This is a genomic window from Kumtagia sp., from assembly GCF_059502445.1.
Genome location: NZ_JCACER010000015.1, coordinates 30927 through 52309 on the forward strand (window position 1 = coordinate 30927; position 21383 = coordinate 52309).

The 21383-nt window shown below is 66.5% G+C and carries 20 protein-coding genes; 10 read left to right on the forward strand and 10 right to left on the reverse strand.

Annotated elements, in window-relative coordinates:
- Positions 1–4: 4 nt before the first annotated feature.
- From AC5JDC_RS06300 to AC5JDC_RS06310, 3 genes are read left to right on the forward strand one after another with little or no spacing between them, the layout of a single operon-like run.
- A complete protein-coding gene (locus AC5JDC_RS06300) occupies positions 5–745 on the forward strand; it encodes an ABC transporter permease (protein ID WP_495840236.1) in 741 nt (246 codons plus the stop codon).
- On the forward strand, positions 742–1551 hold the full coding sequence (locus tag AC5JDC_RS06305; RefSeq protein ID WP_495840105.1) for an ABC transporter permease: 810 nt from the start codon (positions 742–744) through the stop codon (positions 1549–1551). Before AC5JDC_RS06300 ends, AC5JDC_RS06305 begins: the two co-directional genes overlap by 4 nt.
- Before the next feature lie 7 nt (positions 1552–1558).
- Positions 1559–2560 (forward strand): Ldh family oxidoreductase, encoded by a 1002-nt coding sequence (locus tag AC5JDC_RS06310; protein ID WP_495840107.1) that lies wholly within the window; start codon positions 1559–1561, stop codon positions 2558–2560.
- Between the two features lie 107 nt (positions 2561–2667).
- Here AC5JDC_RS06310 and gnd read toward each other — a convergent pair whose 3' ends face one another.
- Positions 2668–4080 (reverse strand): NADP-dependent phosphogluconate dehydrogenase, encoded by a 1413-nt coding sequence (gnd, locus tag AC5JDC_RS06315; protein ID WP_495840109.1) that lies wholly within the window; start codon positions 4078–4080, stop codon positions 2668–2670.
- Positions 4081–4270: 190 nt separating this feature from the next.
- On the opposite strand from gnd, the gene AC5JDC_RS06320 reads away from it, so the two are divergent.
- Positions 4271–4903 (forward strand): LysE family translocator, encoded by a 633-nt coding sequence (locus tag AC5JDC_RS06320; RefSeq protein ID WP_495840111.1) that lies wholly within the window; start codon positions 4271–4273, stop codon positions 4901–4903.
- Between the two features lie 27 nt (positions 4904–4930).
- Here the strand turns inward: AC5JDC_RS06320 and AC5JDC_RS06325 are convergent, their stop codons facing one another.
- Positions 4931–5359 (reverse strand): Fur family transcriptional regulator, encoded by a 429-nt coding sequence (locus AC5JDC_RS06325; protein WP_495840113.1) that lies wholly within the window; start codon positions 5357–5359, stop codon positions 4931–4933.
- A gap of 115 nt (positions 5360–5474) precedes the next feature.
- Positions 5475–6107, reverse strand: coding sequence for a bleomycin resistance protein (locus AC5JDC_RS06330; protein WP_495840115.1), 633 nt, complete (start codon positions 6105–6107; stop codon positions 5475–5477).
- Positions 6108–6353: 246 nt separating this feature from the next.
- On the opposite strand from AC5JDC_RS06330, the gene AC5JDC_RS06335 reads away from it, so the two are divergent.
- From AC5JDC_RS06335 to AC5JDC_RS06355, 5 genes are read left to right on the forward strand one after another with little or no spacing between them, the layout of a single operon-like run.
- Positions 6354–7265, forward strand: a complete 912-nt coding sequence (locus AC5JDC_RS06335) for a metal ABC transporter substrate-binding protein (RefSeq protein ID WP_495840117.1) — start codon at positions 6354–6356, stop codon at positions 7263–7265.
- The gene (locus AC5JDC_RS06340) at positions 7262–8173 is read left to right on the forward strand and encodes a manganese/iron ABC transporter ATP-binding protein (RefSeq protein ID WP_495840119.1); all 912 of its coding nucleotides are present in this window, start codon (positions 7262–7264) and stop codon (positions 8171–8173) included. The genes AC5JDC_RS06335 and AC5JDC_RS06340 overlap by 4 nt, the downstream gene beginning before the upstream one ends.
- Positions 8170–9033: a metal ABC transporter permease gene (locus AC5JDC_RS06345; protein ID WP_495840121.1), complete on the forward strand. Its 864-nt coding sequence runs from the start codon at positions 8170–8172 to the stop codon at positions 9031–9033. The genes AC5JDC_RS06340 and AC5JDC_RS06345 overlap by 4 nt, the downstream gene beginning before the upstream one ends.
- Positions 9030–9884 (forward strand): metal ABC transporter permease, encoded by an 855-nt coding sequence (locus tag AC5JDC_RS06350; RefSeq protein ID WP_495840123.1) that lies wholly within the window; start codon positions 9030–9032, stop codon positions 9882–9884. The genes AC5JDC_RS06345 and AC5JDC_RS06350 overlap by 4 nt, the downstream gene beginning before the upstream one ends.
- A 52-nt stretch (positions 9885–9936) precedes the next feature.
- Positions 9937–11856, forward strand: a complete 1920-nt coding sequence (locus AC5JDC_RS06355; RefSeq protein ID WP_495840125.1) for an adenylate/guanylate cyclase domain-containing protein — start codon at positions 9937–9939, stop codon at positions 11854–11856.
- 58 nt (positions 11857–11914) lie between these two features.
- Here AC5JDC_RS06355 and AC5JDC_RS06360 read toward each other — a convergent pair whose 3' ends face one another.
- The 5 genes from AC5JDC_RS06360 to AC5JDC_RS06380 form a co-directional block, all read right to left on the reverse strand.
- Positions 11915–13024, reverse strand: a complete 1110-nt coding sequence (locus tag AC5JDC_RS06360; RefSeq protein ID WP_106774071.1) for an ABC transporter ATP-binding protein — start codon at positions 13022–13024, stop codon at positions 11915–11917.
- A gap of 26 nt (positions 13025–13050) precedes the next feature.
- On the reverse strand, positions 13051–14715 hold the full coding sequence (gene bglA / locus AC5JDC_RS06365) for a beta-galactosidase BglA (protein WP_106774070.1): 1665 nt from the start codon (positions 14713–14715) through the stop codon (positions 13051–13053).
- 4 nt (positions 14716–14719) lie between these two features.
- On the reverse strand, positions 14720–15874 hold the full coding sequence (locus AC5JDC_RS06370) for a carbohydrate ABC transporter permease (protein WP_495840128.1): 1155 nt from the start codon (positions 15872–15874) through the stop codon (positions 14720–14722).
- Between the two features lies 1 nt (position 15875).
- Positions 15876–16889 (reverse strand): carbohydrate ABC transporter permease, encoded by a 1014-nt coding sequence (locus tag AC5JDC_RS06375; RefSeq protein ID WP_495840130.1) that lies wholly within the window; start codon positions 16887–16889, stop codon positions 15876–15878.
- 290 nt (positions 16890–17179) lie between these two features.
- Positions 17180–18535, reverse strand: a complete 1356-nt coding sequence (locus tag AC5JDC_RS06380) for an ABC transporter substrate-binding protein (RefSeq protein ID WP_495840132.1) — start codon at positions 18533–18535, stop codon at positions 17180–17182.
- Positions 18536–18901: 366 nt separating this feature from the next.
- Between AC5JDC_RS06380 and AC5JDC_RS06385 the strand changes: the two genes are divergently transcribed.
- A complete protein-coding gene (locus AC5JDC_RS06385) occupies positions 18902–19924 on the forward strand; it encodes a LacI family DNA-binding transcriptional regulator (RefSeq protein ID WP_106774113.1) in 1023 nt (340 codons plus the stop codon).
- Positions 19925–19937: 13 nt separating this feature from the next.
- Here the strand turns inward: AC5JDC_RS06385 and AC5JDC_RS06390 are convergent, their stop codons facing one another.
- Positions 19938–20240 carry a DUF982 domain-containing protein gene (locus tag AC5JDC_RS06390; RefSeq protein WP_495840134.1) on the reverse strand — a complete coding sequence of 101 codons (303 nt, stop codon included), beginning with the start codon at positions 20238–20240 and terminating at the stop codon, positions 19938–19940.
- Between the two features lie 110 nt (positions 20241–20350).
- A complete protein-coding gene (locus tag AC5JDC_RS06395) occupies positions 20351–21238 on the reverse strand; it encodes a GntR family transcriptional regulator (RefSeq protein WP_495840136.1) in 888 nt (295 codons plus the stop codon).
- Positions 21239–21383 lie beyond the last annotated feature (145 nt).

Below are 21383 nucleotides of genomic sequence, written 5' to 3' on the forward strand. Positions count from 1 at the left end.
AGACCTGCTGCACCTTTTCGGAGCGAGTTCCCTCGAGCTGCTGTCGTACAGTCCGCCCGGCTGGGGCGCGGTGCTGCTGCGCGGCCTCGTCAACTCGCTGATCATCGCCGCAGGCGCCTTCGGCATCGGCCTGCTGATCGGCATCGCCGGCGCCTTCGGCAAGCTTTATGGCGGCCCGGTCACGCGCGACCTGCTCGAGGTCTACACCACGCTGGTGCGCGCCGTGCCGGAACTGGTGCTGATCCTGCTGCTCTATTACGCTGGCACCGATCTGATCAACCGGCTGATGGACATGCTTGGCTATCCGCCGGTCGACATAAGCGGCCTGGCCGCCGGCATCGGCGTGCTCGCCATCGTGCAGGGAGCCTATTCGACCGAGGTGCTGCGCGGCGCCATCCTTGCCATCCCGCAGGGCCAGATCGAGGCCGGGCGCGCCTACGGCATGTCGCCCTGGACGCTGATGAGGCGCATCACCCTGCCTGCCATGGTGCCCTTCGCCATTCCGGGCCTCGCCAATCTCTGGCTGATCGCCACCAAGGACACGGCTCTGCTCGCCGTCGTCGGCTTCGGCGAGCTGACCCAGGCGACGCGCCAGGCGGCGGGCGCCACGAAAGCCTATTTCACCTTCTTCCTGGCCGCCGGCGGCATCTACCTGGTCGTGACCCTGCTTTCCCAGGTCATCCTCGCCCGCGCCGAACGCCGGACGCGCCGCGGCATGCCGTCCTTCGCGGGGAGCGGCCGGTGAGCGCGCTCGTCGTCAACGTCACCACCCGCCAGCGGGTGCTCGGCTGGCTGCAGCCGCACCGCATCGTGCTGATCGCCATCGCCCTGGCGATCGTCGTCTGCGCGGCCGTCTTCATGCGCTGGGACTGGATACCGAACTATGCCTGGCTCGCCGTCCAGGGCATATGGCGCACGATCTGGCTGCTGGTCGTCAGCGTCGTTCTCGGCTTCATGCTCGCGGTGCCGCTGGGGCTGGTGCAGGTCACCGGCCCGATCTGGCTGGCGGTGCCGGCAAGAACCTTCTGCACGATCATCCGCGGCACGCCGTTGCTGCTGCAGCTCTGGCTGCTTTATTTCGGCCTCGGTGCGCTGTTCCCGCAATTTCCCTGGATCCGCGAATCCTTCCTCTGGCCGTATCTGCGCCAGGCATGGCCATACGGCGTTCTCGCTCTCACGCTGTCCTATGCCGGCTACGAGGGCGAGGTGATGCGCGGCGCCTTCGCCGGCGTGCCGCGTGGACAGCTCGAGGCGGCGCGCGCCTTCGGCATGAGCCGCTGGAAGATTCTGCGCCGCATCTGGCTGCCGCAGGCAACCTATCGCGCGCTGCCGACGCTGGCGGGCGAAACCGTGCTGCAACTCAAGGCCACGCCGCTGGTCGCGACCATCACCATGGTCGACATCTTCTCCGTATCCTCGCGCGTGCGGCAGGAGACCTTCATCACTTACGAACCGCTGCTCCTGCTGGCGTTGGTCTATATGGCGATCACGGCTGTTCTGGTCTTCCTGTTTCGAAAGCTGGAGGCGCGGATACCCACGCGCCCGGGATGACAATGCAATGAGCGACACCGTGCTGCTCGCCCTCGAGGACGCCCTCTCGCTCTGCGAGGCTGCGGCCATGCGCCTCGGCGCCAGTGCGGAGACGGCCCGCTCGATCGCCGAGGCGGCGGTGCGCGCCGAGGCGGAGGGGCAAGCGTCCGTCGGCCTTGCGCATTACGTCGACTATCTCGATTCGCTGCGCGACGGCCGCATAAATGGCCAGGCGGAGCCAGTGATCACCCGGCCGGCCCCGGCCCTCATCCTCTGCGACGCTGGCAAGGGCGCCGCCCACACCGGCTTCCACCGCGCCTTCGACGATCTCGTCGCCACCGCCCGCAATTTCGGGCTGGCACTGTTCGTGCAGAAAAACGCCTACACCTGCGGCGCGCTCGGCCAGTTCGCGGCGCGTCTGGCGGAAGCCGGCCTCGTCGGCCTTGCCGCTACCAACGGCCCGGCGCTGATCGCCGGCTCCGGCGGCACGAAGCCGGTCTATTGCACCAATCCGCTGGCCTTCGCCGCACCGGTCGAGGACGGCCCGCCGCTGCTGATCGACCAGTCCTCCAGCGCCACCGCCTTCGTCAACATCCGCCAGGCCGCGCGCGACGGACGCCCGATCCCGGAGGGCTGGGCCGTGGACGCCGAGGGCAGTCCGACGACCGACCCGAACGAGGCGATGAAGGGCGCGCTGCTCGCCTTCGGCGGGGCGCGCGGCGCCAACATCGCGCTGATGGTGGAGGTGCTGGCTGCCGGCCTGTCGGGTGCAAACTGGTCGCTCGATGCGCACTCGATCTCGGAGGGCAGCGAAAATCCCGGAAGCGGCTTGTTCGTGCTGGCGATCGCTCCGGCCTTGCTCGATCCGGATTTTTCCCGGCGGCTTGACGCGCAGCTCGACCGTCTATCCGCCGACTACGGCGTCCACATCCCCGGTCCGGCCAAGGCGCGGGCGCGGCAGGCCGCGGAGCGCGACGGCATGACCGTGTCCCGGCCGATCTACGAGCGGATCGCGGGTGCCTCCCGCTGAAGCAGCGCCATCGCCGCGGACCGTACCAGGGAATTTCCGGTTCCGATGCATGCCGCCCGCCTCCCCAGGGCTGGGTGCCGTATATCGAGCCTGGAACGAGAAAGGCTTCACAGCCCCCACGGGCCGTGATGCGCGCCGGGCTCGTCGATCCGCTCGAAGCCGTGCGCGCCGAAGAAGTCGCGCTGCGCCTGGATCAGGTTGGAGGTGCCGCGGCCCTGCCGGTAGCTGTCGAAATAGGCAAGCGCGGACGACAGGGCCGGGACCGGCAGGCCGGCTTCCGCCGCCTGGGCGACGATGCGGCGCAGCGCGGGATGCGCCTCCCGCATCATCGTCACGAAGGCCGGCGCCATCAGCAGGTTGGCGACCTTGCCGGCCGAAAACGCCTCGGCCAGCGTGCCCAGGAACTGCGAGCGGATGATGCAGCCGGCCCGCCAGATCTTTGCCACCATCGGCAGCGGGATGTTCCAGGAGAATTCGCGCGAGGCAGCGTCCATGACGGCAAAACCCTGCGCATAGGCGGCGATCTTGCCGGCAAACAGCGCCAGCTCCAGGTCGGCGAGCAGTTTCTCCCGGTCGCCGCCGAACCCCCCGGCCGGCCGGGCGCCGTAGACGTCCTCCGCCGCCAGCCGCTCGTCCTTCAGCGAGGAGAGCACACGCGCCGCCACCGCCGCCTCGATGGCGGTGGCCGGCACGCCGAGCGTCTGCGCCTCGATCACCGACCATTTTCCGGTGCCCTTCTGGCCGGCGCGGTCGAGGATCACCTCGACGATCGGCTTGCCGGTCTTCTCGTCGTCGGCGGCGAGCACCGCCGCGGTGATCTCGATCAGGTAGGAGTTCAGCCGGCCCTCATTCCATCCGGCAAAAATCTTGCCGATCTCCTTCGGAGCCATGCCGAGGCCGTCGCGCAGCACGCCGTAGATCTCGGCGATCATCTGCATGTCGGCATATTCGATGCCGTTATGGACGGTCTTGACGAAATGCCCGGCGCCGTTCGGACCGAGCCAGGCGGCGCAGGGCTCGTCCTGATACTTCGCCGAGATGTCGAGCAGCACCTTCTCGATGCGCTTGTAGGAGTCCTCGGTGCCGCCGACCATGATCGATGGGCCGTGGCGTGCGCCCTCCTCGCCGCCGGAGACGCCCATGCCGATGAAGGTCAGGCCGGTGCCCTCCAGTTCGTGGAAGCGGCGCATGGTATCGTGGAAATTGGCGTTGCCGGCGTCGATGACGATGTCGTCCTTCGACAGGACGCCGCGCAGCAGCGCGATCTGCTCGTCGACCGGCTTGCCGGCCTGCGTCATGATGATCACCGGGCGCGGCGGCTGGATCGCCTCGGCCAGCGCCTCGATGCTGTCGCAGGGCACGATCATGTCCGACAGCGGGCCGGCCTCGGCGGCGAATTCATGGGTGCGCGCGGTCGTGCGGTTGAAGACGGCGATGCGGTGGCCTTTCTCGGCGATGTTCAGCGCCAGGTTCGATCCCATCACGCCAAGGCCGATCAGGCCGATTTCGGCTTTTTCCATCGTCTTTCCCGCTGCTTCATCCATCGGCCTCTCGCCGCGGCGCTTTTTTGGCGCCGGGCGGCGGCTTCGTCAACCGGCGAACGTATTCGAGGCGAGCGGCGGCGCCCCGCGTTGACATGTCAGGCCCGAATTCTACCTGACGTATCCGGGCGCACCGTCACCTGGAGCGCTGTTCCGAAAGGAGCGTTCCATGAATCCGGCTTTGTGGGCGGCGTTTTGCGGAACCGTCATTCTGCTGCAATTGCCGCCCGGTCCTGACAGCATGCTGGTCATGGCGCGGGGCATCGGGCAGGGACGCAGGATCGCCTTGTTCACGGTGCTCGGGATGACCGTGGGCGCCGGCGTGGTCCAGTTGCCGCTTGTCGCGCTCGGCGTGGCGTCGCTGGTGCGGGCGTATCCATGGATGCTGGGCCTGCTGCAATCGGCCGGAGCGCTCTATCTCGTCTGGCTCGGCACGAGGCTGCTGCTGTCGCCGCCTCCGGACGCAGCGCCGGCACGCCCTGTCGCAAAGCCGCTTGCCGCCGCCCGTGAAGGCATGATCGCCAATCTGGTGAACCCGTGGCCGATCACCTTCATGATCGCCTTTCTCCCCCAGTTCGTCGATCCCGCCCGCGGCTCCGTCACGCTGCAATTGCTGCTGCTCGGCGTCACCCAGAAGGTCACCGGCCTGCTGGTTCTTGGAAGCTACGCAATTGCCGCCGGCACGCTCGGCACATGGATCATGCGGCGGCCCCGCGTGGGACTGTGGCAGCAGCGGATCGCCGGCGGTTTCGTCATCCTGCTCGGGCTCCGCATGGCCTTCAGCGGCGGGTCGAGTCGCTGAGTCGGCGGTTCGCAGATGTCGGCCGCGTCACGCCCGCCGCTTGCGGCCGTACAGCTCGAAGCGATGATGGACGACGTCGTAGCCGAGCTTCTTGGCGATCTCGTCCTGCAATTGCTCGATGCGGTCGGACGTGAACTCGATGACGTCGCCGGTCTCGATGTCGATGAGGTGGTCGTGGTGCTCGCCGCCGGCCCGCTCGAAACGGGACGGGCCGCCCTCGAAGGCGTGGCGATGGATCGCCCCCATCTCCTCCAGCAGCTTCATCGTCCGGTAGACCGTCGACAGCGAGATGCCCGGGTCGATCGCGACGGAGCGCCGAAAAATCTCCAGCGCGTCGGGGTGGTCGTCCGTCGCCGACAGGATGCCGAGAATCACCTTGCGCGGCCGTGTGATCCGCACGCCAGCCTTGCGCAGCGCCTTCTCGTAGTCGGGCCTGATCGTCTTGTGCTTCACCATGCCGCGACTATGCGCCAGATGACAGCCAGTTGCAAAGAAAACGGTCCGAAAGCCACAGGTCGCCGGCGTCGCCATGGGCGATTTTCGCAAGCGGCGAACAGGGTGCTGCGCCGCGCTACCCCGCGAAGCAGACGAGGTTTCCGTCCAGGTCGGCGACGATGAACGTCGAAGCTCCCCACGGCTCCTTCCGGAGCGCCTGGTGGAGGCGGACGCCGGCGTCCTGGTATTCGAGGAACAGCGCCTTGGCGTCATCCACCGCGATGGTCGCGGACAGGGCGTCGGCCTCGCGGTCGCGAAGGCTCTCGTCGAACACCCGCCCTCGAACACGCCGCAGGTTGAGCCGCACCCCATCGCGGGACACCTGCGCATAGAAGGGCGGGTTGCCGTAGGAGAAAGCGACCTCGAAGCCGAGTTTCTGGACGTAGAAGCCGATGGCAGCTTCCATATCCGACGTGAAAAGCTGCGGCTCGGCAGCCAGCAGCAGCGGCCGCGACCCGGGCTCCATTGCCCGCGCGTCCGTGATGGCGGCTCCTTCTTTCAGTGCGGCCCAGCTCTCGAAGCCTTGCTTGCGCGCCACCAGTTCCTGCGCGTCGGCGAGCTTGAACTCGGCATCGAGCACCGCGCGGTCGCCCAGCCCGGCGAAACGCGGCAGCCAATGGCTGATCGCCGCCGCGACGGGAAAATAGCGCTCGCGGTGCCAGCGCACATACTGCTTGGCCTGTTTTCTGAGATTCTCGAGATTCGGCATGAAATCCTCCGGTCACTCGGAGGCGGGCATTGCCCAGCCGGCTGAAGCCGATGCGCCCTGCCGCAGCGCATCGTAAGAAGACGAAAGCGGCTCGGGATTGTCAAGCTTGGCATGTCGCTGCAATGCCGCCCGCCCGCTTTCGCATCCTGCGTTTTGCAAACGATTTGCAATTGCATTGACAATGGCGGCGAGCGTGGCTAGCTATCGATGAAGGGCGGCACAGGCCGCGTCACCGAAGGAGATTCCATGCGCCGCCGTACGCTGCTTGCCGCTTTCCTCGCCTTGCCGGCGCTCGCCGCCTGCTCCCCAGCCGACGAGGGCAAGGCGGAGAGCCGCGGCGAGAAGATGCTGGTGGCCACTACGTTCACCGTCATCGCCGACATCGCACGCAACGTCGCGGGGGATGCCGCCGACGTCGTCTCGATCACCAAGCCGGGCGCGGAGATCCACAACTACCAGCCGACGCCGGGCGATCTGATCGCCGCGCAGAAGGCCGACCTCATCCTGTGGAACGGTCTCAACCTCGAGCTCTGGTTCGAAAAATTCTTCGGCAATCTGGATGACGTGCCGAGCGCGGTGCTGACCGAGGGCATCGAGCCGATGAGCATTGCGGAGGGGCCCTACACCGGCAAGCCCAACCCGCATGCCTGGATGTCGCCGGAAGGCGCGGTGATCTATGTCGAGAACATCCGCAAGGCCTTCGCCGAGCGCGATCCGGAGAACGCCGACGTCTATGCGGCGAACGCCAAGGCCTATGTCGATAAGATCAGGGCGACGGTCGAGCCGGCCCGCACGGTCCTCGCCGCCGTGCCCGGGGAACGTCGCTGGCTGGTCACCAGCGAAGGCGCCTTCTCCTACCTGGCGCGCGATTTCGGCCTGAAGGAGCTCTATCTCTGGCCGATCAACGCCGACCAGCAGGGCACGCCGCAGCAGGTGCGCAAGGTGATCGACGCGGTCCGGGCAAACCACATCCCGGCGGTGTTCTCCGAAAGCACGGTGTCCCCCGATCCGGCCGAGCAGGTGGCGCGCGAGACTGGCGCAAAATATGGCGGCGTGCTCTATGTCGATTCCCTGAGCGAGGCCGACGGGCCCGTGCCGACCTATCTCGACATGATGCGCGTCACCACGGAAACCATCGCCAAAGCGCTGTCGCAATGAATGCTCCCCTAGCCAGCGCGCGACGCGCGCCAGCCATCGACGCCGACGGGCTTTCGGTCGAGAACGTCACGGTCACCTACCGCAACGGCCACACCGCCGTACGCAATGCGAGTTTCGCGATACCGCGCGGGACCATCACAGCCATGGTCGGCATCAACGGCAGCGGCAAGTCGACGCTGTTCAAGTCGATCATGGGTTTCGTCCCGCTGGCGGCGGGGCGGGTGACGATCCTCGGCGAGCCGGCGGCCGAGGCATTGCGCAAGAACGCCGTGGCCTATGTGCCGCAGAGCGAGGACGTCGACTGGAACTTCCCGGTTCTTGTCGAGGACGTCATCATGATGGGCCGCTACGGCCATATGAATTTCCTGCGCATGCCGCGCCCCGCCGACCATGAGGCAGTGGACGCCGCCCTGAAGCGCGTCGGCATGGCGGATTTCCGCAAGCGGCAGATCGGTGAGCTGTCCGGCGGCCAGAAGAAGCGCGTCTTCCTCGCCCGCGCCCTGGCGCAGGACGGAAAGATCATCCTGCTCGACGAGCCGTTCACCGGCGTCGACGTGCGCACCGAGGAGGCGATCATCGCGCTCCTGCAGTCGCTTCGCGACGAGGGCCGGGTGATGCTGGTCTCTACCCACAATCTCGGCAGCGTGCCGCGCTTCTGCGACCGCGCCGTGCTGATCAACGGTACCGTGCTCTGCTACGGGCCGACCGCGGAGGTGTTCACCCACGCCAACCTCGAAAAGGCCTTCGGCGGCGTGCTGCGGCAGTTCACGCTGGGCGGCGCCGAGCTGCATGACGACGCCGACCCGCGCACGGTCACCGTGCTCACCGACGACGAGCGCCCCTTCGTCATCTACGACCGCGGCGCCGATCCGCGTGACGAGCCGGACGCCGGGGAGTCCGGCCGGTGATCGCCACGCTCCTGGAGCCGTTCGGCTATGGCTACATGGTCAACGCCATGTGGGTGTCGGCTCTGGTCGGCGGCGTCTGCGCCTTCCTCTCCGCCTATCTGATGCTGAAGGGCTGGTCGCTGATCGGCGACGCGCTCTCGCATTCGATCGTGCCGGGAGTGGCCGGCGCCTACATGCTCGGCCTGCCGTTCTCGCTCGGCGCCTTCCTGTCGGGCGGCCTTGCGGCGGGGGCGATGCTCTTCCTCAACCAGCGCACAAAGCTCAAGGAAGACGCCATCATCGGCCTGATCTTCACCTCCTTCTTCGGCCTCGGCCTGTTCATGGTGTCGCTGTCGCCGACCTCGGTGAACATCCAGACCATCGTGCTCGGCAACATCCTCGCCGTGACGCCGGCCGACACGCTGCAGCTCGTGCTGATCGGCGGCATCTCGCTCGCCGTGCTGCTCGCCAAATGGAAGGATCTCATGGTCGTTTTCTTCGACGAGAACCATGCGCGCTCGGTCGGTCTCAACCCCGACCTGCTGAAGATCGTGTTCTTCACGCTGCTGTCGGCCTGCACGGTCGCCGCCCTGCAGACGGTCGGCGCCTTCCTGGTGATCGCCATGGTGGTGACGCCCGGCGCCACCGCCTATCTCTTGACCGACCGCTTTCCGCGGCTCATCGCGCTCAGCGTCGCCATCGGCGCCGGCACCAGCTTCTTCGGCGCCTATGCCAGCTATTTCCTCGACGGCGCCACCGGCGGCATCATCGTGGTGGCGCAGACGCTGATCTTCCTCGCCGCCTTCTTCCTCGCACCCAAGCACGGCATGCTGGCGGCCCGCCGGCGGGCACGGGAAGCGCTGCGGGAGGACGCGGCATGACCGATCTCCTCCTCCAGCCTTTCGCCTTCGGCTTCATGCAGCAGGCTTTCATCATCGCCCTGCTGGTCGCGATACCCATGGCGCTGCTGTCCTGCTTCCTCGTGCTCAAGGGCTGGTCGCTGATGGGCGATGCCATCAGCCACGCCGTACTGCCCGGCGTGGTGCTCGCCTACATCGCCGGTATCCCGCTCGCCATCGGCGCTTTCGCCGCCGGCATGGTCTGCGCGCTCGCCACCGGCTTCCTCAAGGAGAACAGCCGGGTCAAGGAGGACACGGTCATGGGCATCGTGTTCTCCGGCATGTTCGGGCTGGGCATCGTGCTCTACACCAAGATCCAGTCGTCCGTGCATCTCGACCACATCCTGTTCGGCGACATGCTCGGCGTGTCCTGGGGCGACGTGCTGGAAAGCGGCGTGATCGCCGCGGTGTCGGCCGGGCTGGTGCTGGTATTCCGCCGCGATCTTCTGCTCAACGCGTTCGACCCGCAGCATGCGCGCGCCATCGGCCTGCCGGTGCGGCTGCTCCACTACGGGCTGCTGTCGGTGCTGTCGCTCACCATCGTGGGTGCGCTCAAGGCGGTCGGCATCATCCTCGCCATCGCCATGCTGATCGCACCGGGCGCCATCGCCTTCCTGCTGACGACCCGCTTCGAGCGCATGCTGGCCGTGTCGGTGGCGGTCGGGGTAGTGGCCTCGTTCTTCGGCGTCTATCTCAGCTTCTTCCTCAACTCCGCGCCGGCGCCCACCATCGTGCTGTTGATGTCCATCGGCTTCGTGGCGGCGTTCCTGTGGTCGCGCCTGCGCATCGCCCGCGCCGAGCGGCGGCTTGCCGCCGAGCCTCCCGCCGCCTGAGCGGCGACGCGCCCCGCTTGCATTTTACCGGCCGTTGGCCACATTGACGGGCATGGATTCGTCGAGAGAGCCGGCGCGCCTGCCGCGCCCCGTCGAGAAGCGGCGGCGCGTTCCGATCGCCGTCATCATGGCGCTCAGCTTCGGAACGCTGGTTTTGCTGTCGGTCGGCGGCGTGCTGGCGCTGTCCGTAGGCGCCAACTTCCGCAACACCTTCGATCTGCTGGGCGCGCAGTCGACGCTGCTGGTCGACGCGATGGAGGATTCGCTGCGTGCGCAGATGCAGCAGGCCGAGCGCGCGGTCGACGGCATCGCCGGGCTGTATGCGCAGGGCGAATTCCAGATCGACGACGCCGACGCCATGTCGTCGGCACTGGCCGGAGCTCTTTCGGCGACGAGCGAAGCCACCGCCATGCTCATCTGCACGCCCGACATGGCCTGCCGCGGCGTCGCGCGGTCCCGGGACGAGGGCTCCCACGCGATTCGCCGGCTGCCGGTCGAGGCGGAGAAGCTGCCGCAGACCATGGCGGTCCTGGAACAGCGGCGCCGGGTCGACGGCCGCCGGTGGGGGGCGTTCGTGACCAACGAGCACGGCCTGTTCGCTCAGGTCTCGGTCCCGCTGAAGCGGGGCGGGGCGACGCAAGGCTGGGCGATCGCCGCGGTGGAACTGCACAAGCTGTCCGAGATCACGCGGCAGCTCTCGACGCGCTTCGGCACCCACGCCTTCATCCTCGACGGCGACGACCGCGTGCTTGCCGACCAGCGCCTTGCCGATCCCGATGCGCTGAAGAGCGGCATCGCGCCGCTCACGCCGCTTGCCGCCTTCGGCGATCCGGTGCTCGCCGCCTATAACACGCGCAAGGTGGAGGATCAGTTCGACGCCAGGCGCACCCGCGACGTCGAGCTGGCCGAGGTCAATGTCGGCGACGCAGGCCGCTCGTCGGACTGGGGGGACGATCAGACGACCTATATCACCATCACCCGCAAGATCGCCGGTTATGGCGACCGGCCGTGGACGATCGGCGCCTATTTCGCCAGCGCCGACATCGGCGACGAGATCGAGCGCATCATAGCATCGGCCCTGCTCGGCCTCGCGGCCATGGTCGCCGCGGTGATCGTCGCCATCCTGCTCGGCAAGCGCCTCTCCAGGCCGGTTCAGGCGATCGCCGGCCAGGCGCAGCGCGTCGCCGATTTCGAGCTCGACGGCGTGACCCCGCTGCCGCGCAGCCGCGTGCTCGAACTCGACGACCAGGCTTCCGCCTTCAACGCCATGCTGATCGGGCTGCGCGCCTTTTCGACCTATATCCCGCGCTCGCTGGTCGCAAAGCTGGTGCGCACCGGCGAGATCGGCGTCGCCGAATCGCGCGAGGCGATCGTCACCGTCATGTTCACCGACATATCCGGCTTCACCGCCCTGTCGGAGCAGATGGGAGCGGCCGACGCCGCGCGGCTGCTCAACCATCACTTCGCCATCCTGTGCCGCGTGGTCGATGCCGAGGGCGGCACGGTCGACAAGTTCCTCGGCGACGGCATGATGGCCTTCTTCGGCGCGCCGGATCATCTGAAGGGCCATGCCGCCGCCGCGGTTCGCGCGGCCGTCAGGATCCGCGAGGAGCTGGACGCCGACAACCTGGCCGCCGCCGATGCCGGCCGGCCGACGCTCCGGGTGCGCATCGGCATCCACAGCGGGCCTGTCATCGTCGGCAACATCGGCGCGTCCGACCGCGTCAACTACACGATCGTCGGCGACACGGTGAATGTCAGCCAGAGGCTGCAGGAGCTGGGCAAGACGCTCGCTCCCGCCACCGCCACCGCCATCCTCATTTCCGCGGAAACCGCCGCCCGCCTCGACGAACGTTTCGAGATGGTCCCCGCCGGCAGGCACAAGCTGCGTGGACGGGGCGGTGCCACCGAGGTCTTCCTGGTCGACGGGATCTCCGCCTCCGCCACGCAGGCCGAGGCGAGCGCCGCATAAAGCAGGCGGGCCCCCTCTCGGGAGCCCGCCGCACAAAGGCGCCAGACGGGAGGAGGGGTCAGGCTGCCTTCGCCTCCTCGCGCGGTCGCGCGAACGAAAGGCCGTTGTCGTCGAAGATATGCAGGTCGCCCGGATCGGCGGCAAGCCGGATCGTCGAGCCGCGCTGGATGCCGGCGTTGCCCGGCAGCTTCGCCACGACCGGCTGGTTCGAGCGGCCGACGTCTACATAGACCAGCTGCACCTCGCCGAGCTGCTCGACATAGTCGACCGCACCCTCGAACAGGACGTTGTCGCCGGTCGCGACGGAGAGATCTTCCGGCCGCACGCCGAAGCTGATGGCGCTGCCGGCGGAGGCACCCGACGTGGAGACCGGCACCGCGATCTTGCGGCCGGACACGTCGACCTCGGTCCGCATGCCCGGCCTGTCGATCGTGCCCGGCAGGATGTTCATGGCCGGCGAGCCGATGAACTGGGCGACGAACAGATTGCCTGGATGCTTGTAGAGCTCCATTGGCGTGCCGACCTGCTCGATGCGGCCGTCCTTGAGCACGACGATACGGTCGGCCAGCGTCATCGCCTCGACCTGGTCGTGGGTGACGTAGATCATGGTGGTGTTGGGCATCGATTCCTTGAGCTTGGCGATCTCGATGCGGGTGGCGACACGCAGTGCGGCGTCGAGGTTCGATAGCGGCTCGTCGAACAAAAACACCTTCGGATTGCGCACGATGGCGCGGCCGATGGCGACGCGCTGGCGCTGGCCGCCCGACATCGCCTTGGGCAGGCGGTCTAGCAGCTTGGTCAGCTGCAGGATCTCGGCGGCGTTCTTCACGCGCTTGTCGATCTCCTCCTTGCTCTCGCGGGCGATGCGCATGGAGAAGGCCATGTTGTCGTAGACCGTCATATGCGGATAGAGCGCATAGGACTGGAACACCATGGCGATGCCGCGCTTGGACGGCGGCACGTCGTTGACCACCTCGCCGGCGATCTGCAGTTCACCGGACGTGATCTCCTCCAGACCGGCGATGGTGCGCAGCAGCGTCGATTTTCCGCAGCCCGAAGGCCCGACGAAGACGATGAACTCGCCCGACTGGATGTCGAGGTCGATGCCGTGCAGCGTGTACAGGCTGCCATACGCCTTCTTGACGTTCCTGAGGGTGAGATCGGCCATTGTTGTCCTCCCTTTGTCGCGGCGTGTCAGGCCATGCGGCCGAACCATGCTTGATAGCTGCCGAGGCGGATCGTGCCGCCGTCGAGCGTTCCCGAAAAACCGTGTCCCGTCAGCGCATGCGCCGCGCGTTGCCCGAGCTCGATCGTCGCCGGCTTCGATCCGAGATTGAAGGCGCAGACGATCTCCTCGTTGCCGTAGCGGCGGGTGAAGGCGACCGCGTCGCCCTCGGCGGCGAGGAAGGCGATCTCGCCCTTGGCGAAGGCCGCATGGTTCTTGCGGAAGGCGAGGAATCGGCGGTAGTGCTCGAGCAGCGACGAGGCATCGCCTTCCTGGCTGTCGACGGCGAGCCTAAGATGCTCGGCCGGCACCGGCAGCCAGGGTTTTGCGGTCGAGAACCCGCCACTGGCGGCCTTCGATTCCCACACCATCGGCGTGCGGCAGCCGTCGCGGCCCTTGAATTCCGGCCAGAAGCGGATGCCGTAGGGATCCTGCAGGTCCTCGAAGGCAAGATCCGCCTCGGTCAGCCCCAGCTCCTCTCCCTGGTAGATGCACACCGAGCCGCGCAGCGACATCAGCAGCGCCGAGATCACCTTGAGATAGGCGGCGCGGTCGGCCTCGCCCTCGCCCCAGCGCGAGGCATGGCGCTTCACGTCGTGGTTGGAGAACGCCCAGCAGGACCAGCCGTCGGTGGCGACCCGGCCGAAATCCTCCAGCACGGTCTTCACCTTGGCGGCACTGATCTTCTCCGGCGCCAGGAAATCGAAGGCGTAGCACATCTGCACGCGATCGCCGCCGCCGGTGTAGTCGGCCACCACCTGCAGGCCGCGCTGCGAATCGCCGACCTCCCCGACCGCGGCGGCCGCCGGATACTCGTCGAGCAGGGCGCGGAAGCGGCGCAGGAACTCGACATTCTCCGGCCGGCTCTTGTCGTAGATGTGGTCCTGGTAGTTGTAGGGGTTGACGGCCGGCGCGGTCTGGTCGTTGCGCAGCTCCGGCGCCAGCGGCGGGTTGTCCTCCAGCCCCTGGCTGTGGAAGTAGAAATTGATGGTGTCGAGGCGGAACCCGTCGACCCCCCGCTCCAGCCAGAAGCGGGTGATGTCGAGCAGCTCGTCCTGGACCGCCCGGTTGTGGAAGTTGAGATCCGGCTGCTCGGCCAGGAAGTTGTGCAGGAAATACTGCTGGCGGCGGGTGTCCCACTGCCAGGCCGAGCCGCCGAAGATCGACAGCCAGTTGGTGGGCGGCGTGCCGTCCGGTTTTGCGTCGGCCCAGACATACCAGTCGGCCTTGGGATTGGTGCGGCTCGACCGGCTCTCCTTGAACCAGGGATGTTCGTCGGAGGTGTGCGAGATCACCTCGTCCATCATCACCTTGAGGCCGAGCCGGTGCGCCTCGGCGACCAGCGCGTCGAAATCGGCAAGCGTGCCGAACATCGGGTCGACGTCCCGGTAGTCGGAGACGTCGTAGCCGAAGTCCTTCATCGGCGACTTGCAGAAGGGCGAGATCCAGATCGCGTCAGCGCCGAGCCCGGCGATGTAGGGCAAGCGCTTGATGATACCCTTGAGGTCGCCAATGCCGTCGCCGTTCGAATCCTGGTAGCTGCGCGGATAGATCTGGTAGATCACCGCGCCCCGCCACCAGTCGCGATCGGGCGCCGGTTCCGGAACTGCCATCCTGCGTGCCGCCGATTGCATCAGATCAACCTCCTTTGACGGAGCCCGCGAGCAGGCCGCGGACGAAGTAGCGCTGCAGCGAGAAGAACACGATCAGCGGCACGATGATGGTGACGAAGGCCGAGGTCGTGAGGATCTCCCAGTCGCCGCCACGTGAGCCGAGCAGCGCATTGAGCTTGCCGGTGAGCACCAGCTGGTCGGCGCCCGAGCCGAGGAAAACCATCGCCACCAGCAGATCGTTCCATACCCACAGGAACTGGAAGATGGCGAAGGAGGCGAGCACCGGGAAGGACAGCGGCAGCACGATCTTGACGAATATCTCGAAATCGCTGGCGCCGTCGATGCGCGCCGATTCCATCAGTTCGCGGGGCAGGCCGGCCATGTAGCTCCTGAGCAGGTAGATGGCGAAGGGCAGGCCGAAGCCCGTATGCGCCAGCCAGATGCCGAGATAGGTCTTCGACGGCACGCCGAAGAACAGGGCGACGCCGTTGTAGAGCTGCAGCAGCGGGATCAGCGCCATCTGCAGCGGCACCACCAGCAGGCCGATGATGGTGGCGATGATCAGCGCCCGGCCGGGGAAGCGCATCCAGGCGAGCGCATAGGCGGCGAAGGCGGCGATCATGATCGGGATGACGGTGGCCGGGATCGTCACCGTCAACGAGTTGATGAAGGAGCGGCCGATGCCTTCCGAAAACAGCACCGCCTCGTAATTCTCGGTGGTGAAGCGTGCCGGCGCCGAGGCGGCGAAGTAGACGCGCTGGCCGCGCTCGCCCTCGAAGGCGGTGGGCGAGGCGAGCACGAAGCTGCCATCGGCATTGATCTGCAGCGTCGCGCCGTCCTTCAGCTCCGCGACGGTGCCGGCCTCGAATTCGGTCGGAGCCACGGCGCGCGTTCCGAAGGCGCGGATCTCGCGGGCGCCGGGCTGCTCGAACAGATTGCCCTCGATGACGAACTTGCCGTCCTTCTCCTGCTGGGCCGAGGCCGGCGGCAGGCGGCCGTTCTCCGTCTGCACCGAGCCGGCAAACGAGTTCCACCATCCCGAGGCGATGATCTGGTCCTTGTCGCGCAGCGACGACACCAGGATACCGAGCGTCGGGATCGTCCACAGCACGACGAAGAACAGCACCGCGATATGGACGCCGAAGCGGCCGATGAAGGACTTTCCGCTGGCCTTCGCCATCTCAGTGTCCTCCCGTTTCCTTGTTGGCCTGGCGGATGTTCCAGACCATGATCGGCAGCACCGCCAGCATGATGATGATGGCGATGGTGGCGCCGCGGCCGAAATCGCCGCCGCCGCGGAACATCCAGTCGAACATGAGATTGGCCAGTACCTGGCTGTTCCACTGGCCGTTGGTCATGGTCAGCACGATGTCGAACACCTTAAGCACCAGGATGGTGATGGTGGTCCACACCACCGCGATCGTGCCCCAGATCTGCGGCACCATGATCTTCCAGAATATCTGGAACGGCGAGGCGCCGTCGATCACCGCCGCCTCGATGGTCTCGTCGGGAATGCCGCGCAATGCCGCCGACAGGATCACCATGGCGAAGCCGGTCTGAATCCAGATCAGGATGGCCATCAGGAAGAAGTTGTTCCAGAAGGGCAGCGATATCCACACCTGCGGATCGCCGCCGAAGAACCGCACGACGGCGTTGAGCAGGCCGATCTGCACCTGATCCGCGCCACGGAACTCGTAGATGAACTTCCAGATGACGCTGGCGCCGACGAAGGAGATGGCGAGCGGCAGGAAGATCAGGCTCTTGGCGATGGTGCCCCACCAGATGCGGTCGGTCAGCACCGCGATGATCAGGCCGAGGAAGGTGCAGGCCGCCGGCACCACCAGCAGCCACAAGAGGTTGTTGAGGATCGAATTGCGGAACTCGCGATCACCGAAAGCCCAGGCATAGTTGCCGAGGCCGACGAAGCTCTCCCCCGCCCGGTCGTGGAAGGACAGATAGAGCGTCTGCACGACCGGATAGATCAGGTAGACGATCAGGATGATCATGGCCGGGCCGATGAACAGCCAGGGCCGGATCATCGCCTGCCGGCGCAGATTGTCGACCGCAGTGCCGCCGCTCACCCCGCGCGACGGGAAGATGAGATCGAGCGTCTTGTTGGCGCCCCAGAAATAGGCGACGCAGCCGCCAACGCCGACGATGATGACGAGAATGGCCGAGAATATCTGACCAGCCATGGGTTCCTCCCCTCTATGAGGACCGATGTCTTTGCTCTGCTCGCGTGTTCAAGAGACCGTTCAAACGCTGGAACTACCGATACTGGTTGGCGCCGGCCCTCACCTGGCTGCCGCCATCCTCTCCCCGCAGGCGGGGAGAGGACGCCTCATCAGCCCTTTCGCCAACCTCCAACGTCACGGGGTGGCGAAACCGGCCCAGCTTCGTCCCTCTCCTTGCTTGCGGGGAGAGGATGCCGGAAGGGCAGCGCCTTACACCTCGGGCGAAGCTGCCCCCTTCAATCCGAGAGCCCTTACTTGATCGCGTCCCAGCTCTTCTGGATGTCGCCCGCCACATCCGCCGCCGGCTTGCCGCCGACCAGGTCGATCATGCCGGTCCAGAAGGCGCCGGCGCCGATCTTGCCGGGCATCAGGTCGGAACCGTCGAAGCGGAAGGTCGAGGCGTTGACCAGGATTTCGCCCTGCTTCTTCAGCTGGTCGTTGGCATAAGCCTCGGTGTTGGCGGTCTTCAGCGCCGTCAGCAGGCCGGACTGCGCCATCCAGATCTCATGCGCGAGCGGCATTTCGAGGAACTTGATGAACTCGCGCGCCGCCTTGGAATCTTTGGTGATGGCGACCAGCGTGCCGGCGCCGAGCACCGGGTTGCCGAGGTCCGGCTTGGAGGCCATCGGCGGCAGGTAGAAGAAGTCCGCATCCTCGCCGAGCTTGGTGCCCTCCGGGAAGAAGGAGGAGATGAAGGAGGCCTGGCGGTGCATGTAGCATTTCGGCGGAATGCCGAAGAGGCCCTTCGGGCTGTCGCGGAAGTCGGTCGCGGCCACCGCCGCCTTGCCGCCATCGACATATTTGTCGTTGGTGGCGATGTCGGCAAAGATCTGCAGCGCGTTGACCACGGCCGGATCGTTGAACGGGATCTCGTTTCTCGTCCACTTGTCATAGACGTCCGGCGAGGCCGTGCGCAGCATGATGTCCTCGACCCAGTCGGTCGCCGGCCAGCCGGTGGCGCCGCCGGAGCCCAGCCCGATGCACCACGGCACGCCGCCGTCCTCGACGATCTGGTCGGTCAGCGCCTGCAGCTCCTCCCAGGTCTTGGGCACCTCGTAGCCGGCCTCCTCGAAATTCTCCGGCACGTACCAGACGAGCGACTTCAGGTCGGCCTTGTAGGGGAAGGCGAAGAACTTCGCCGTGCCGTCCTTGTCCTTGTAGGTGCCGAGGTCGACCCAGGACTGGCCGGCGCCGTAATTGTCCTTGACGAAGGTGGCGACGTCGTCGCCGAGCGGCACCAGCAGGCCCTTGGACGCCAGATCCTGCAGCAGGCCGGGCTGCGGCAGGATGGCGATGTTGGGCGGGCTGCCGGCCTGCGTGTCGATGACGATCTGCTGCTCGTAATTCTCGGACGAGGAATAGTTGATGGCCGCGCCCGTGGCCTCGGAGAAATAGTTGAGCACGCTGCGCACCAGCGCTTCGTCCTCGCCGCGCCACGGCCCGAAGATCGACAGCGTCTCGCCCTTGAGATCGACCTTCTTCAGGTCATCGTAGTTCGACCAGGTGAAGCGCGCATCCTCGCCCGGCGCGAACTTCAACTCCGCCGAAGCCGGACCGCCGAGCGCCAGCGCCGCCAGCGCGACGCCAACAAACAAGCTTTTCCTCATCGGATTTCCTCCCTGCCGATTTGGTAGCGGACGGAACCTCCCTTCCGTCCGGCCGGCGCTACCCTGAACCCGTCCCGCCGGCATGTCCACAGATGTTCCCGTGGCGCGCGGCTTTCCGGCGAATTCCAAAGCGCTTTGGCTGATTTTCATCTTCGCTCCGGCGTATCCGGAATGTCAAGAGCAGACAATAATAAATCGATTTAGGTTGCCGGCATCATTGCAGTGCAGCATGCTTTTTCGGCGTTGCATTACAAATTTTGCTTCAAAGCGGTGGCCAAGCGGCCTAATTTGGTCACTCGGCAGGCGCTTCTCGAGCCCCGCCAGTCGTTTTGAAATTTGAAAGCGCTTTGGGATGGCGGCGCGCTGATGAACCTCAAGCAGCTCGCAACGATGCTGGACCTTTCGCAGACGACGGTCAGCCGTGCGCTGAACGGCTACCCCGAAGTCAGCGAGGAGACGCGCCGGCGGGTCATGGATGCCGCCAAGCGGCACGGCTACCGGCCCAACCCGAGCGCCAGGCGGCTCGCCACCGGCAAGGCCGGCATGATCGGCCACGTGCTGCCGACCGGCGCCAGCGTCGACATCGACCCGCATTTCGTCGAGTTCCTCTCCGGCCTCGGCGACTATGCGCGCTCGCACGATCTCGATCTCGTGCTCAGCCCGGCGGAGGCCGGCGACGAGGAGACCACCTATCGCCGCGTCGCCGCCAACAAGCAGGTCGACGCCGTCTACGTCTCGGCACCGCGTCCCCGCGACCGCCGCATCATGCTGCTGCAGCAGCTCGGCCTGCCCTATCTCGTGCATGGCCGCTCCGAGGGGCTCGACTTCCCCTATGCGCATGTCGACATCGACAATGAAGGCGCCTTTCACGAGGCGGGGCGGCTGCTCGTGCAGCTCGGTCATCGCCGCATCGCGCTGATCAATGGCGACGACACGCAGACCTTCGCCATCTTCCGCGAGCGCGGCCTGCGGCGGGCGCTGGCGGCGGGCGGGTTCGATCTCGCGCCAGCGATGGTCCGCTCGGTGCAGATGACGGAGGAGAACGGCTATCGGGCGACGCTCAGCCTGCTCGACCAGGCGGGGGCGCCCACGGCGATCGTCTGCTCCAGCCTGATCATGGCCCTGGGGGTGGTCCGCGCGTTGCGCGAACGGAACCTGGCGGTTCCGCAGGACGTCTCGCTGGTCGCCCATGACGACGTCTTTCCCTGGCTCAGGCCGGAGAATTTTCCGGTTCCGCTGTCGACGACGCGGTCCTCAATCCGGGCGGCCGGCGCGCGCCTCGCGGAACGCCTCGCCGCCCGCATCTCCGGTGTCGAGGACGGGGCGCGCGGCGAGGTCTGGCCGGTCGATCTGGTGGTACGCGGGTCGGTCGCCGGCGCGCCGGGCTGATCCGGCGCGCATGTCAGCGATGCATTCCCGAGACGACGGGCGGCCGCGGCTTGGCTGTGGGATCCGGCTTGAACTGGCGCCGCGCCAGAATGCCGGTGATCCTGGCAAAGCTCTCGAAGGCCTTGCGTGCATCGTCCACCTTCATGGTTCCGGCAAGCGCTGCTTCGCAGCTCCTTTTGGCGCAGGCATAGACGGGTCCCTGGCGGCCACGCGGCCAGTCGGCGAGAAAGGCGACGGCCTCGTGCAGGGTCTCTATTTCAGTCACGGAGTCCTCGACACGCAGCCACACAGGCGCGCGGAAAGGCTTGGTGTCCATTCCATCTCCTCCCACGGATTTGGGGTAAGCAGGCATCAACGCGCCCCATGCTAAATGGTTCCATCGGCCATCAGAAAAAATTGACGCACTGGGAGGTGCCCGACGACTGCTCAGACGCGGCTCGGCACGGAATCGAGAAGCGTGTCGCGCGCCGATGTCAGATGCGCGCCACAGGCAGCCTGCACGCGGCCGCGGTCGCGTGAACGCAGCGCCTCCGCATAGGCGAGGTGCTCGGCGACGGCCGAGGCGTTGCGCTCCCGCTCGCCGACCTTGTTCCACTGGTAGTGGTAGTGGAAGATCATCGCGATGACGTCGTAGAAATCGATGATGAAGCGGTTGCGCGACGCGTTGTGGATGAGCCGGTGGAAGCGCTCGTCGAGCTCCGAGAAATCACCGTAGCGCGTCGCCATCGACGCCGCCAGCGCGTGGTGCTCGGCCTCGATGCGGTCCAACGCCGCCCAGGCCGGATTTTCCTCGGCCAGCGTGGTGAAGGCAAAAGCCGAGCGCAGCTCGAACATCTCGCGGATCTCGATGAGCTCGAGCGCGAAGTCGCGGGTGAAGCCCTTGAACCTCCATCGGCTCTTCGGCCGTTTCTCTATCAGGCCGAAGCGGCTGAAGCGGATAAGGAATTCGCGCACGCTGCTGGCGCCGACGCCCATGTCGCGCGCCAACTCCGCCTCGGTGAGCTGCGTTCCCGGCTCCACGCCCTGCGCCAGCAGCCGCCGCATGAAGCCGCGCTCGACGATATCGGCGGGAGAATCCGTTTCCTCCGCCGGATAGAAATCGGCAACGCAAGGCTCGCGCAGCCGCACCTTGCTGCGCTTGTTCCAGGAGATCAGCCTCGTCCCCTCCAACTGCGTCAGCACGGCGCGGACGGTGGTGCGGCTGACGCCGAGCGTCAGGCCGAGCTCCGGCTCGGAAGGCAGACTCTCGCAGCCCTCGAGTAGGTGCAAACAGCGGTTGTAGGTCTGCTTGAATACGATGCTGGTCTTGGACATCCGGCCCGCCCGCTTACCCGGATCCTCGCGACAGCGAGGCTAAAAAGCAATTGACGTCAAAATGTTTTTTTAACATAAAAGACAATGCTATCCGCCACTGTCAACCGCGGATAATCCGACCTTGCCCAATCGATCCCGCCGGCGC